Source organism: Epilithonimonas sp. KH_059, from assembly GCF_057838485.1.
This window is the reverse complement of sequence record NZ_CM174468.1, coordinates 332,581-347,509: the sequence shown is the minus strand read 5'-3', so window position 1 is coordinate 347,509 and position 14,929 is coordinate 332,581. Positions and strand designations below refer to the sequence as shown.

The following is a 14,929-nucleotide window of genomic DNA, read 5'->3' as shown; positions in this document are numbered from 1 at the left end:
TTTTGAAAGGACTCATAATAAAATCCACAGGCAGTTGGTACCAAGTTTTGGACAAAGAAACCGGTATTATCTACGAGGCTAGAATTCGTGGAAAATTCAAGCTGATTAAATCTCGACTTACCAATCCCCTCGCCGTAGGGGATCGAGTCGAGTTTCAATTGGAAGTCGATGACATTGCCTGGATTACGCACATTGAGCCTCGAAAGAACTACCTTATTCGTAAATCCGTAAACCTATCGAAAGAGGCCCATATTATTGCCTCCAATATTGATATTGCTTGTTTTCTATTCACGGTAAAACATCCTGAGACTTCTCTTGGATTTTTAGATCGTTTTCTTGCTTGCTGTGAAGCCTATTCCATCGAGCCTCTGATTTTATTCAATAAAATGGACGTGCTCTCTGAGCAGGAAAAAGAAATTACAGAAGAGATTAGTTTTATGTATCAGAAGATCGGATACAAAACGTTAAGCATTTCTTCCTACTCCAAATTGAACTTAGAGGACTTAATGGAGGAGCTAAAAGACAAAACGTCTGTCTTTTTTGGCCATAGCGGCAGCGGAAAATCCACTCTTGTCAATGCAATGCAGCCCGATCTGAATATAAAAACTTCAGAAATATCGTTGGTGCACTTAAAAGGGAAGCATACCACCACGTTTGCCCAAATGCATTTTTGGTCTTTTGGAGGACAGGTAATCGATACGCCAGGAGTCAGAGAGTTTGGAATGATAAACGTGGAGAAAGAAGAACTTCAACATTATTTCCCTGAGATATTCAAAACGGGAAGACAGTGCAAATTCCATAACTGCCTACACCTCAATGAACCCAAATGCAAAGTGCTCGAAGCCATTGAAGAGGGAGAGATTGAGGAGTCTCGATACATCACGTATTTAAAGCTGATGGAGGAGGCTGATGAAGAGGGTTATTAAACAAAAAAACCCAGCCGAAGCTGGGTAAAAACTAATAACCATGAAAACTCAAATTAAACATGAGAATCACGATTAGTATGATTCAATATCTGTGCCAAAAATGGTTCGAAAGAGTAGAAATAAAAGTTAAATTTTCTTAAGATTGTATTTCGTCAAATTTCGTACTTTTGCAGCATCAAAAAACCTATATATGTCAAACATCACTTTTACAATGATTAAGCCGGACGCAGTTGCCGACGGACACATTGGAGCTATCCTTGGGAAAATCGCAGGCGCCGGATTTAAAATCAAAGCCATGAAACTTACCCAACTTACAGTAGCGGACGCTAAGAAGTTCTACGAAGTTCACGCAGAAAGACCTTTCTACGGTGAATTGGTAGAGTTCATGTCTTCAGGACCTATCGTTGCGGCTATTCTTGAAAAAGACAACGCAGTAGAAGACTTTAGAACTTTAATCGGAGCTACAAATCCAGCGGAAGCAGCAGACGGAACCATCAGAAAAGAGTTCGCTAGAAGCATCGGAGAAAATGCCGTTCACGGTTCGGATTCAGATGAGAATGCTTTAATCGAAGGACAATTCCATTTTTCTGGAAGAGAGATTTTCTAAGGAAGCTTGTATTTCAAAGTATAGAAAAGAATCAGAAGTTCACTTCTGGTTCTTTTTTTTTGGGGTGTATGAAACCGATTAAAATTAAAGTTTAGCATTTTATTACGACGCAGTGAAGGTTTCCCAACGAGAAGGCATGACAACTCGAACTGCAACCAGTGGCTAGGGCGATCTTTCCGATTTATCAATTGTGGCGCCACTGGCTACACAATTACCCTTTCTTGCTGCTAAAAATGGGATATAGTTGAATGGCTATAAATCCAACCTTTATTTCGTATTTTTGTTTTATGAATCAAGATACGATCTGTGCACTAGCCACGGCCAATGGAATTGGCGCTTTAGGAATTATAAGAATCTCAGGACCCCAGGCTTTCGAAAATGTTAATCGATGCTTTGAGGGGAAGGATTTAACAAAGGTGGATTCCCATACAGTGCATTATGGCTTTATTATGGAAAATACAGAATCAATTGACGAAGTAATGGTCTCTGTATTTAAAGCTCCTAAAACATTTACCACAGAAGATTCTGTGGAAATATCATTTCACGGATCTCCCTTTATCGCCAAACGAATTTTAGATGTTTTGATTAGCAGCGGATGTAGAATGGCTAAGGCAGGGGAGTTTACCATGCGCGCCTTTATGAACGGACGTATTGATTTATCGCAGGCTGAAGCCATCGCAGATGTAATCGCGAGTGAGAACGAAACCTCCAGAAAAGTAGCCCTTACTCAATTAAAAGGAGGCGTCTCAAATGAAATCTCCCTTCTTCGTGGAGATTTACTCAACTTTACCTCCCTTGTCGAATTAGAACTAGACTTTGCTGAAGAGGATGTAGAGTTTGCAGATCGTACTGCTTTAAATGGACTTCTTAATCGCATTGAAGATAAATTACGCACCCTTATAGAAAGTTTCCAGTACGGGAATGCCATCAAAAATGGAGTAGACGTAGCCATTGTAGGAAAACCTAACGCTGGGAAATCAACCCTTCTAAATGCACTCTTAAAAGAGGAGAGAGCGATTGTTAGTGATATTGCAGGGACTACCAGAGATACCATTGAAGAAGTCTTTCATATTAAAGGAACTGCCTTTCGGTTTATTGATACAGCGGGGCTAAGAGAAACCACCGATACAATAGAAAAAATTGGAGTTCAAAAAGCGAAAGAAAAAATATCAACAGCCAGTATCTTGCTTTATCTTTATGATGAATTTGATAACACGCCAGAGGAAATTATTCAGTCTGTTAAATCGTTTGCCAGACAAGACTTAATGATTTTATTGCTGCACAATAAAATTGACCTCGCTTCAGAAGAGAAACATGAATTTGATTCAAGGTTAACTGAGGCGTTAATTCCAGAACTAGTTAGCAAAATAATTCCAATTTCTGCTAAAGATCAAGTCGGGTTAGAAACTTTGAAAACAGAACTTTCTTCCTATGTGGAGTCTTTAAAATCAGACGAAAACAATGTTGTGATCACAAACCAGCGTCACTTTGAATCCCTCAATAAGTCCCTAGACTCTGTCTTACGAGTTAAAAAAGCTGTAAGTCAAAGTTTCCACACTGAACTACTTGCTTATGAGCTAAAGTATGCTCTAGAGTATCTAGGAGAGATTTCAGGAGAATTCACTAATGATGAGGTGCTAGGGAGTATTTTCTCAAAGTTTTGTATCGGGAAGTAAATCACTATTATTTCCAAAATTTCAGAATCGATAGATTCATATATGATTGAAAAGCAATACAATTAAAATTAAGTGAATTGAAAAGGACACTGAAGTTTCTAGGTTGATATTAGAAAAAGGCGATTGATTGTATGCGATTTAATTTACCTTTAGATAAAAAGATATTTCTACACATGCATGTGGAAAATCTACTTTCGCTGAGTGAACAAATGACCTACAATTAAAATAGTTTGAAACTAGAATTGTAAGTCCAAATATTTAGTAAATAACAGGAGACACTATACTCATGAAAAAATTAATTATTCTTACATTTCTGCTTCTTAACGTAGCATCATTTGCCCAATCGACTCTTCAAGCACCACTTCAAAATATATCTGTAGATAATAACGTGGTATATAGGCTTTTCTCGACTCAAAATATGTACAATTTTATCAAATTGAATACAAGAAATGGTCAAATGTGGCAAGTGCAATGGGATACAAAAACCAATCAATTAGAAACGCCTATTTCTCTTATCGGTCTCATTTCAATTGAAGATGAGCAAAATGGAAGATTTTTTCTATATCCTACGAAAAACATGTTTAATTTCATACTTGTTGACCAAATTGATGGACGAATCTGGCAAGTACAATGGTCTTTTAATATTGACGAAAGAATGGTACTACCCATAAAAAGCATTTATTAGTGCACTTGTAGTGCACCAGAAATACTGAATTTTGCATCACAATATAAGAATATGGATAATATTCAATTTGATTTACCAATTAGATACGAGAATTGGTTCGATTCTTTGGAAGAAGCTAGAAGTTTTATTTATGAAAAAACTATTGGTATGGATTCGGCTACAGTCGAATATATCTTTACTTACCTAAATGATTACAGTACTCAGGTTGACTCTATGGCCTTTATTGATTTAAATAGCCTGAAAAAATATGATTTCAATATACTTGTTAATAATGGGGTCTATGAAGTCCATGAACGTACTCGTGAAATAATACCCTTTTATGAGTATTGCAAATGGGGTGATTTTGAAAATTTTGTCAAGATTATTCGTCAATCCCATTCGCCGAAATTTTTTGCAAGTGGTTTTATTACTGCAATTAGTAATGATCAAATAGAAATTGTACAATATTTCGTTGAAAATAAATTGGTTCCAGTCGGCTCATTACACTATTCACCACTATATGCAGCGGTAAATAATAAATCGATGAAGTGTTTCAAATATTTATCCAATCATTTTGATCCAAAAGAAAATCTCTTGCCATACATTCTTGAAAAAGATGCGCTTGAGATATTAAAGTTCTACGAAGAAAATCCAGTTTTTAAAAGGAAGGTATGTTCCATTACATTAAAAGACTGGTTACGAATTAAGCGGGATTTGGAAAACCCACGTCTTAATAATGAAACGATAAAATTTTTCAAGATTAACTTAATTGATGAAATTAAAGTGGATAAATAATTACATTATTTTGAATTAACCTTTCTTTTTTGTGTTTCACTATTTCAGGACTAGACACTTCCAATCATTTCAAATCTCCAACCAAAGAAAAGAAGAGAAAGAAAGAAGCTGTTTAAGTCTGCTTTGTAGGAATTGATTGGCATTAAAACCTTTTAATTCATTAAATTTGGCAAATAGGGATTTGTTTTATAAAATCCAACCACAACCACAATAAATAAACGGCACTGGCCTAAAATAATAGAACATAAACAAAATGAGTTTAGATACGCAGAGCTTACAACCCATCATCAACTTCATCTGGACAGTAGCTGACGATGTATTAATAAATAAATTTCTTGAAAATCAGTATCAAGATGTTATCCTTCCAATGACCGTTTTAAGACGTTTGGATTTAGCACTTGAATCAACAAAAGATAAAGTACTGAAAACTCACAATGAGTTTAAAGATAAAATGCATAATTTGTCTGGATTACTTACCAGTGAACAGCACGGAACGGGTTTAGCCTTTTACAATACTTCACAATTTACGATGAAGAAATTGTTAGCTGACCCTAAAAATATTGATACCAACTTTTTAGATTATCTTAATGGTTTTTCTGAGAATGTTCAAGACATCATCAGCAAATTTAAGTTCAGGAATCAATTAGAAACTTTTGAAAGTACAGGTATTACATTCGCTTTGATCGAAAAGTTTTGTAACCCAAAAGTGGAATTGAGACCCGAGAAAATATCACCTATGGCAATGGGTTATATGTTTGAGGACTTGATACGCCGATTCAATGAAAAAACTAACGCCGCTGCTGGACGACATTTTACGCCAAGAGAAATCATTGAACTAATGACGCATTTGGTGTATTTGCCCGTAAAAGACAAAATTCAAAAAGGGACTTTCTTGGTTTACGATCCTTGTGCAGGTTCGGGTGCTATGTTAACGCAATCAAAGTTATTCGCTACCAATCCCGAAGGTGAAATAAAATCAAATGCTACGTTTCACTTATACGGACAGGAAAACACTGGCGAAATGTATGCTACTTGCAAATCGGATATGTTGCTTAAAAATGAAGACCCAGACAAAATCAAGTTTGGTTCTACATTGAGTGAATATGGTTTTGACCCCGATTTGAGATTCAATTTCATGCTGACCAATCCACCCTATGGTACCACTTGGAAACAAGACCAGGAAAACCTAAATGTAGGTACGGGCAAGAAAATAAGCATTGTAGACAAACGCTTTAACTTGCCTATTAAAAACTTTAAGGGTGAACCAGAAGTAACTTGTTTAACCAGTAGAAGCAACGACGGGCAATTGATGTTTATGTTACACATGCTTTCTAAAATGAAAGACCCTAAGGATGGTGGAAGCCGAATCGCTTCTGTACACAATGGTTCTGCTTTATTTACAGGTGATGCAGGAAGTGGCGAAAGTGGCATTCGTCAATATATTATTGAGAATGATTTGTTGGAATGTATTGTGCAATTGCCCAATGATATTTTTTATAATACAGGTATTGCTACCTACGTATGGTTTATTAGCAATGTAAAAGAAGAAAAGCGAAAAGGAAAAGTACAACTCATCAACGCTTCTTCTAATGCGTTTTTTCAAAAAATGCGCAAAAGTTTGGGTAGCAAACGCAACGAATTGACCACGGAACATATCGAAGCAATACAGAAAATGTATTTTGATTTTGAAGAAAACGAATACAGCAAAATATTTGATAACGAAGATTTTGGATTTTACCAGATTACGGTGCATCAACCCGAAAAAGGCGAAAATGGTAAAATTGTAACTGATAGTAAAGGCAAACCAAAAAGCGATAAGGACTTGAAAGACATTGAAAATGTGCCAATGAAAGATAGCATTGCCGAATATTTCAAAAAACAAGTATTGCCTTTTGCACCCGATGCTTGGTACGACAAAACCAAAATGAAAGTGGGCTATGAAATTGCGTTTAATAAATTCTTTTATCAATACGAAGGCTTGCGAAGCTTACAAGACATTGCTGCTGATATTTTATTGCTGGAACAAGAAACCGATGGTTTGTTAAAAGAAATTATTGAATGATGAACGGAATAAAACCATACGAAAAATACAAACCTTCGGACATTGCTTGGTTGGGTGATATTCCGGAGCATTGGGAGATTGTTAAACTTGGAACTTTTTTTGAAGAAAGAAGAGAAAAAGTAAGCGATAAAGATTTCAAGCCTTTATCCGTAACAAAAAATGGAATTGTTCCACAATTGGACAATGCTGCAAAAACAATTCACGGAGATAATAGAAAAAAAGTTTGTAAAGGAGATTTTGTAATAAATAGTCGTTCTGATAGAAAAGGATCTAGTGGTCTTGCAAAAGAAGATGGTTCTGTTTCAGTTATTAATATTGCATTAAAGCCAAGGGGTATTCAACCATATTTTTCCGAATATTTATTGAAAAGTTATTTTTTTAAGGAAGAGTATTACCGTTTTGGAAGAGGAATTGTTGCGGATTTATGGACTACAAGGTATTCAGAGATGAAGAATATGGAATTACCTAAAGCTTCCCTTCCTGAGCAACAAAAAATAGCTCAATTTTTAGATTACAAAATCGCCAAAATAGACCGATTCATCCGCAAGAAAAAGCAATTGATAAAACTGCTTAATGAACAAAAGGTAGGTATAATCAATAATGCAGTAACTAAAGGTTTAAACCCTAATGTAAATACTAAACCAAGCGGCGTAGAATGGTTGGGGAATATTCCGAAGCATTGGGAAGTGAGGAAGTTGAAGTATTCTGTTTTTTTGAATCAACATAGGACTTTTGATAACGGAGAAAGTGTTAATACTAAAATAGCATTAGAAAATATTGAAAGCAAAACAGGTAGGATTTTAAAACTAAACGAAAACTCTTTTGAAGGAGTTGGTTCGATTTTTAAAAAAGGAGATGTATTATTTGGTAAACTCCGACCTTATTTAGCAAAAGTAGTTGCACCACTTTTTGAAGGAAGTTGTGTTAATGAAATCCTAGTATTAACACCTAATAAGGTTGTTTGGGATTCTGAGTTTTTAAAGAACAGAATGCTGTCTCAAGAATTTATTAAAATAGTAGATGATTCTACATTCGGTTCAAAAATGCCTAGAGCTAGTTGGAATTTTATTGGAGGTTTAAAAATAAGTTGTCCCCCGCTTTCCGAACAAACAGCCATCGTTTCTTACATCGAAAAAGAAACTACTATCATCAATAAAGCGATTTCAACTATAGAAAAAGAAATTGCTTTGGTACAAGAATACCGTACGGCATTGATTACTGAAGCTGTAACAGGTAAAATAGATGTTAGAAGCTATGCAATACCCGATTATTCAGAAGATGAAACGTATGAGGAATTGGAAGAAAAGTTAAGTATGGTGGCTGAGGATGGAGAGGATTATGTAACAATAGAAGATTAATTATGAGTTTTTTAGTAGATATAAAAATTTTAAGTGGAATAGTTGATAGACTTTTACAATACAGCGATAAACACAAAGTAAGAATAAATGATGCAATTACGTCAATATCTAAGGCTTGGAACTATACATACGACTATCTAAGAAATGATAATGGTGAATATGTTGCTAATCAGCATTTATCGGATTTATGGAATGAAGCAGCTTCTAAAACTCGATTAATAGATAAAGAGTTAGCGCTGCAATTAAGTGATAAATCTAGATTTTGGATACATCCTAACTTGCCAAGACAAAATAGAATTTTGTTGTTAACAGATGTTACAGATGAATTAGAACGCCTAAATAAGAGATTTGAATAATGAGTAAACAAACAGATACCACTGAAAAAGGCTTAGAAGCTCATATTGCTCAATTTTTAGTTGAGCAGAATAACTATCTGCTTCGTAAAAATAAAGTGTATGACAATGTGAATTGCATAGACAGCGAATTGCTATTTCAGTTTTTAGAAGCGACTCAACCAAAAGCAGTAGCCAAACTTAAAACTTTTCATAAAGACCTTTATAAACAAAAAATAATAAAACGCTTAAACGATCAAATTCAAGCCAAAGGAATTATAGAAGTTCTTAGAAAAGGTATCACCGATGGTTTTACCGCTACCAAATTGAATTTGTTTTATGACAGGCCCGTTTCGGGCTATAACAATACAGCCGAAAGTTTGTACAGGGCTAATTGCTTTTCGGTGATGCGACAAGTTTATTTTTCGCACAACAACAAGAAATCTTTGGATATGATGGTTTTCATCAATGGAATTCCAGTGATTTCTTTTGAATTGAAAAACGAGCTTACAAAACAGAACGTTCAACATGCCATTAAACAATACAAAGAAGACCGTGATCCTAACGAAGAATTATTTCGCTTGGGTAGGTTGATGGTCAACTTTGCAGTAGATACAGAAGAAGTGTGGATGTGTACCCATTTGAAAAAGGAAAAAACATACTTCCTGCCGTTTAATAAAGGTTACAACAATGGAGCGGGTAATCCACCGAATGGATCAATCAAAACAGATTATTTGTGGAAAGAGATTTTGACCAAAAATAGTCTTACAGATATTATACAAAATTATTGTCAACTGATCACCGAAGACAAAGAGTATTTAGACGATAAGGGTAAAACACGAACACGGAAAGAGAAGAAGTTAATTTTTCCTCGCTTCCACCAATTAGATGCTGTGCGTATGCTTTTAGCCAACGCCAAAAACTTGGGTGCAGGACAAAAATATTTAATACAGCATTCTGCTGGTTCTGGAAAATCGAATTCCATTTCATGGCTGGCAAATCAATTGGTTGGTTTGCACGATAAATCAGGTACAAATAATATTTTTGATACGATTATTGTTGTCACTGACCGACGGGTTTTGGATGCCCAAATACGAAATAATATAAAACAGTTTCAACAAGTAGCTGGTGTTGTTGAAGCTATAACAGAAGGCAGCAAGCAGTTGAAAGAGGCACTGGAAGAAGGTAAAAAAATTATCATTACCACTATTCAAAAATTCCCTCATATTGTAGAGGAAATTGGTGACTTGCCTGGTGTTAATTTTGCCATCATTATTGACGAAGCACACAGTAGCTTGAGTGGTCAAATGGCAAGAAAATTAAATCAGGCAATTGCTAAGACAGACGATACTGAAACGGCACCAGAAACAGAGGATGGTGAAACTATAACAGTAGAAGACTTAATTGCCGATTTGATCAAGTCTAGAAAATTGTTGCCTAATGCCAGTTATTTTGCATTTACAGCTACACCAAAAAACAAAACACTGGAATTATTTGGCGTTTCCTATGTAGAGGGAGATAAAACGAAATTCAGAGCATTTCATCTATATTCAATGAAACAAGCTATTGAAGAAGGTTTTATTATGGATGTATTACAAAACTACACTACTTATCAAAGTTATTATGCACTTCTTAAACGAATAGAGGATGATCCGGAATACGACAAGAAAAAGGCGCAGAAAAAGCTCAAACACTATGTCGAAAGCCACGAGCATGCTGTAAAGAAAAAAACAATTTTAATAGTCGATCATTTTATTGATGAAGTCATCAAAAAAAGAAAAGTAGGTGGATTTGCAAAAGCAATGCTTGTTACCAGCTCTAGAGCAAATGCTGTTAAATTTAAAAAAGCGTTTGATGATTATTTATTAAAAATCAACAGCCCATATAAAGCGATTGTTGCCTTTTCGGGAGAAATTGACGGAGAAACGGAAAGTAGTTTAAACGGATTTTCAAGTGCTAATATTCCAAATGAGTTTGAAAAAAGTGAATATCGATTTTTACTGGTGGCTAATAAATTCCAAACAGGTTTTGACCAACCTTTACTTCATACGATGTATGTGGACAAAAAGTTAGGTGGCGTAAATGCCGTACAGACACTATCAAGATTAAATCGAAGCCATCCTTTAAAGAAAGATACATTCGTTTTAGATTTTGCAAATAAATCTGAAGATATAGAAAAAGCATTTACACCCTATTTCGAAAGTACAATTTTAGGTGAAGCTACGAATCCTAACAAGCTTTTTGACCTACGCGATGCATTAGACAATTTCCAAGTTTATAGTCAGGATCAAATCTATGAGTTTTCAGAAAGTATATTGGCGAATGTGCCAGTAGATCAGCTTCATGCAATTTTGGATTCGAGTACAGAAATTTTTCGCAATATATTGGCAGAGGAAGAACAAACTGATTTTAGATCAAAAGTAAAAACGTATGTTCGTCTTTATATTTTTCTATCCCAGATTGTTCCTTTTGAGAATCCGTATTTAGAACGCTTATATATCTTTCTGAATCATTTACAGAATAAATTAGGAGGAGAAACGCCTATTGATTTAGCCCAAGGGATTTTAGACAATATTGATATGGATAGTTACCGATTACAGTTAGAGGCTACTATAAATATTGCTAAGGAGCAAGGTGATGATTTAAAACCCATTCCAACGGATATGCGAGGCGGAAATTCTGAACCAGAGATTGATCGCTTGTCTAATATTTTACAATCATTTAATGACCGATATGGGACGCAATTTGAAGATGCTGATAAAGTAAGACAAATGGCTGAAAATATTGCCAATGATGTAGCTAAAAATCAAGAATTGATTACCTCCATCAAATACTCAGACGAACAGAATGCCCGGATAACAAGTGATAAAATTGTTGGTGAAGAGCTGTTAAAGCACATCACGACAAATTTCGACTTATACAAGCTTTATTCGGATAGAAAAGAATTCAAAGAAGATTTTTCTGCGATGATGTTTGGAGTTGTGAAAGAACTGATTAATAAAGGAATCAATGCGCAAAAATAGAAAGTGAAGTTAAGTATCATTTAATTGGCAATCAATGACAGAGATATCAATACCTAAAAACATCACACCCAGCAAACTGGAGAATTTATATAGGAAATATATAAACAATGAGGACGTGAGAGTTATAAATCTTAAAATTCCAGGGTCATTCAACAAGTATACCTTTGGGGTATTAGGCGAATTATTGAAGTTTATTATCACATTAAATAGTAAATCAAAAATTCAAACATTAGTACTAGATGTAGATAGTGAAAATTTAAACAGCTTTTATGATCAAGAGTACGCTTATCCTATCATTGCATTATTGTGGAATACAACAAATTTTACTGATAAAAACAATGTTAATATTAAAGATAGGTTAAGAGAACAACAAAACGAGTTTTTTATAAAAATGAATTCGTTAGATAAATTAAAAGGTAATAAATATATCCTGACGAATACGGATCATCTCTCAAAAAACAAAGGTTTAATCAGATTACTCGAAAGTCCAGAAGGATTTAACGATGATGAAGATCAAATCAAATACAGCGTAAAAAAGATTTTCAATGATTATGTCTTAACCTTTAATAAAAACAACATAGTTGAACTTGAAAACCTTATAGAGGATATTGGTGCAATAGTTTACGAGTTAACAAAAAATACTTATGAATGGGGTAAAACCGATCAAAATTTAATTGATATCCCAGCGAGCATACGAGGTGTTTATTTTAGATTTCATATCAATAATAGTAATAAGATATTAGAAGAGTTCGAGGAAACGCCTATTCAATCTTTTTTCCAACACCCGTTCATTTTAGAAAATTGCATCAATGAAAGCAATCAAATTTATTATTTAGAAATACTAGTATTTGATTCAGGTGTAGGTTTTATTGATAAATTTATCAATAGAGAAAAGTTAACAGATTTAGAAGTTATCAAGAAATGTCTAATAAAAAACCAAACATCTTCAACTTCTAACCTAAAGTCAAAAAAAGGTATAGGGTTAGACCGTATTTTAAACATCTTGAATAAAAAGGGATTTGTGAAAATTTCAACTGATAAGTATTGCGTTTACAGAGATTTGATAAAAGATAATTACCAACCTATTGACGTAGAAAAACTAAAAGACCTAAAGCTTGAGGATTGGTATAATGATGATTTTAAGACGAACAATATCCTTAAATTACAAGGCTCATATATCAGTATTCTATATCCATTCAAAAGTAATCGATAATGGGGAAATTTTACATTTATAACTCAAATATAGAAGATAAGAAATATAAGAGTGCTACAATAATCTTTAATCCTAATATCGATTTTGATTTTGGAGTTTTGAAAAATGAATTAACAGAGCATTTTAGATATTTTCATCAAACAAACGCTCTAATTTTTCTTCATTGCTCTACTGTTGCTTCGATAGACACCCTCTTGACGGATAATTTGGATAAGATTTTTAAAAGTATTCCAAAAGCAGAAGAGAAATCACTTGTTGAGAGTGTTTTTTGTGTTGGCTACAATAAAACAGAATTTGTCTTTTCAAAAAAAGATAAATTCTTGAAGGATAACTTTAAGGAAATTATTAATCAAGGCTTAGCAAACATTTTTATATCAAATGGAGGGTTAGTAGAGAGTAATGGTATTTCTCATCATTATGTTTTTCCGTCAGGAAAACATTCAGCTAAATTTTTAAGGACAGCAAACGTATTAGTACAAAAAAGTGAAATTGATTTTATTGGATTAAATCTTATACATTTATTTAAAAACACCCAGATTCGTAATATTTATTGTGATACATTATCCATAAATGTAATTGGTTATTCAATCAGCCAATATCTGAAAAGATATGATGCCAGAGAAGATATTAATGTTGAGTCTTTTAAATCCTACGACGGTATATATAGTAAAAACGCCAAATTCTATAAAGATTCAATTTTTTTAATTTCCGCATCAACGTCAGGTGGACTAATTCATTATTTAAAGGGGAATCATCCTGAAATAGACTCACAAAATGTTTGCGTTATTTACTATCTTCCTATAGAAAAGTCTTCAAATCTTTCACTTGAGCGGGTGCTTTGCAATTTAGCGCGAAATGAAAAATTTAATTATGGAATAGAAATTTTTACACAATTCAGAGCTGACGAAAAATGTCTTTTTTGTGAAAATCAATCGACTGCAATAAAGATAATTGGTGACTCCTTCAGTTTGGATGAACCTATTATAAATACTAGAAATATAGTTGCTAATAAATACATATCTAAATCCTTAAAAGATTTTGTGGAGGTATTCAAGTATAACAAGGAAACAGGCACTTCCTTAAAAGTTTCTTTTAGTGAAGACACTATTAATAGAAAAAAATGCAACTTGTACATTGATTACGAGAATGTTATTAAAAATATTGAAAATAAGCAATATGAAAGCCATAAGAATAAAATAGATGCATTTATTAATCAATATGTACCGGCATCGTTAAAATATATAATTCATTTAAACGATAAGGGATCAGAGTTATTAGCAAAGTATATTTTAGAAAAGACAGAACTCTGTTCTAAAAACTCTATTGAATTGATAAATCAATCGGAACTAACTGATAAAAAAAATAATGAAGAAGAGCTTGGATCCATTTTGATTGTAGCTTCTTGTATAACAAATGGGAAAAACTTACTTTATTTAAGTAGATATTTTAGAAACTACAATAATATTCGACTAATCTATTTTGTTGGGATCAATAGAATTAGTGATTCTGACAAGCATAAAGAGCTTAAAAGTAATATTAAGTACGGATTGTATGGTGCCGAAAATAGTTCTTTCGTAGAAATAGAAACTATTAATTGTGATAACTCTAATACACAAACACCATGGGAAGTAGAGTTAGATCATTTACGAGAAATACAAGAGGAGTTGGATGAACCATCAAATTTTATACATAATAGAATAGAAACTATTACTAATTTTTCAAATAAGGAACTTAAGGGTGGGGCGCAAAAAATATTTTATCCTGATATTTTAGGTAATGAGTTAGAAATTCGGAAAAATTCAGCCTTCTTTAACAGTAATGATTATTTCGGACAAGTAACTCAATCGGATGTTTATTTCACTATTTCTTGTGTTTTAAACAGTATGAGAAATAATAGAATAGATGGGCTATATCAGACTAATTTTGTAAAAAATTTGCTTGATCCATTTGTATTTAATCGTTTCAATGATGGTGTTATTCAGGCAGCAATTCTTAGAGCAGCAAAATCTGAGGAATTAAATTATTCATTTAGTCGCAAGAATTCTGAGGACATGTTGATGCTTTTAAAGACATTTGCAAAACATCGTGATGAGTATCAAGGAGAAGCATTGCTTGAGTTTTTATATGCAATCTGTATTGGCAAATTGCGACTGTTTAAAGAACATTATCCTCCATTAGTAGATGAGCTTGATCAAATTGGTAATGAACATATTCAAAGATTGAGTAGGATAATTTTAAAAGTTTACGAAAAGAGTTTATAAAAAACATCAGTA

The 14,929-nt window shown here is 33.6% G+C and carries 11 protein-coding genes; all 11 read left to right on the top strand.

What is annotated here, in order from left to right; translation table 11 throughout:
- Positions 1 to 2: 2 nt before the first annotated feature.
- Positions 3 to 926, top strand: a complete 924-nt coding sequence (rsgA, locus tag AC3IRX_RS01590; protein WP_489210757.1) for a ribosome small subunit-dependent GTPase A — start codon at positions 3 to 5, stop codon at positions 924 to 926.
- Positions 927 to 1,116: 190 nt separating this feature from the next.
- Positions 1,117 to 1,533, top strand: coding sequence for a nucleoside-diphosphate kinase (locus tag AC3IRX_RS01585; RefSeq protein ID WP_489210756.1), 417 nt, complete (start codon positions 1,117 to 1,119; stop codon positions 1,531 to 1,533).
- Positions 1,534 to 1,820: 287 nt separating this feature from the next.
- Positions 1,821 to 3,209 (top strand): tRNA uridine-5-carboxymethylaminomethyl(34) synthesis GTPase MnmE, encoded by a 1,389-nt coding sequence (gene mnmE / locus AC3IRX_RS01580; RefSeq protein ID WP_489210755.1) that lies wholly within the window; start codon positions 1,821 to 1,823, stop codon positions 3,207 to 3,209.
- 286 nt (positions 3,210 to 3,495) lie between these two features.
- Positions 3,496 to 3,894 (top strand): hypothetical protein, encoded by a 399-nt coding sequence (locus AC3IRX_RS01575; protein WP_489210754.1) that lies wholly within the window; start codon positions 3,496 to 3,498, stop codon positions 3,892 to 3,894.
- A 51-nt stretch (positions 3,895 to 3,945) separates the two neighbouring features.
- Positions 3,946 to 4,668 (top strand): hypothetical protein, encoded by a 723-nt coding sequence (locus AC3IRX_RS01570; RefSeq protein WP_489210753.1) that lies wholly within the window; start codon positions 3,946 to 3,948, stop codon positions 4,666 to 4,668.
- Positions 4,669 to 4,921: 253 nt separating this feature from the next.
- Entirely contained in the window at positions 4,922 to 6,730 is a 1,809-nt protein-coding gene (locus tag AC3IRX_RS01565) for a type I restriction-modification system subunit M (protein WP_489210752.1), read from the top strand.
- Positions 6,727 to 8,088 carry a restriction endonuclease subunit S gene (locus AC3IRX_RS01560; protein WP_489210751.1) on the top strand — a complete coding sequence of 454 codons (1,362 nt, stop codon included), beginning with the start codon at positions 6,727 to 6,729 and terminating at the stop codon, positions 8,086 to 8,088. The genes AC3IRX_RS01565 and AC3IRX_RS01560 overlap by 4 nt, the downstream gene beginning before the upstream one ends.
- Positions 8,089 to 8,090: 2 nt before the next feature.
- The gene (locus AC3IRX_RS01555; RefSeq protein ID WP_489210750.1) at positions 8,091 to 8,444 is read left to right on the top strand and encodes a hypothetical protein; all 354 of its coding nucleotides are present in this window, start codon (positions 8,091 to 8,093) and stop codon (positions 8,442 to 8,444) included.
- Positions 8,444 to 11,443 carry a type I restriction endonuclease subunit R gene (locus AC3IRX_RS01550; protein WP_489210749.1) on the top strand — a complete coding sequence of 1,000 codons (3,000 nt, stop codon included), beginning with the start codon at positions 8,444 to 8,446 and terminating at the stop codon, positions 11,441 to 11,443. Before AC3IRX_RS01555 ends, AC3IRX_RS01550 begins: the two co-directional genes overlap by 1 nt.
- A gap of 34 nt (positions 11,444 to 11,477) precedes the next feature.
- Positions 11,478 to 12,656 (top strand): hypothetical protein, encoded by a 1,179-nt coding sequence (locus tag AC3IRX_RS01545; RefSeq protein ID WP_489210748.1) that lies wholly within the window; start codon positions 11,478 to 11,480, stop codon positions 12,654 to 12,656.
- Positions 12,656 to 14,917, top strand: a complete 2,262-nt coding sequence (locus AC3IRX_RS01540; RefSeq protein WP_489210747.1) for a hypothetical protein — start codon at positions 12,656 to 12,658, stop codon at positions 14,915 to 14,917. Before AC3IRX_RS01545 ends, AC3IRX_RS01540 begins: the two co-directional genes overlap by 1 nt.
- Positions 14,918 to 14,929: the final 12 nt, after the last annotated feature.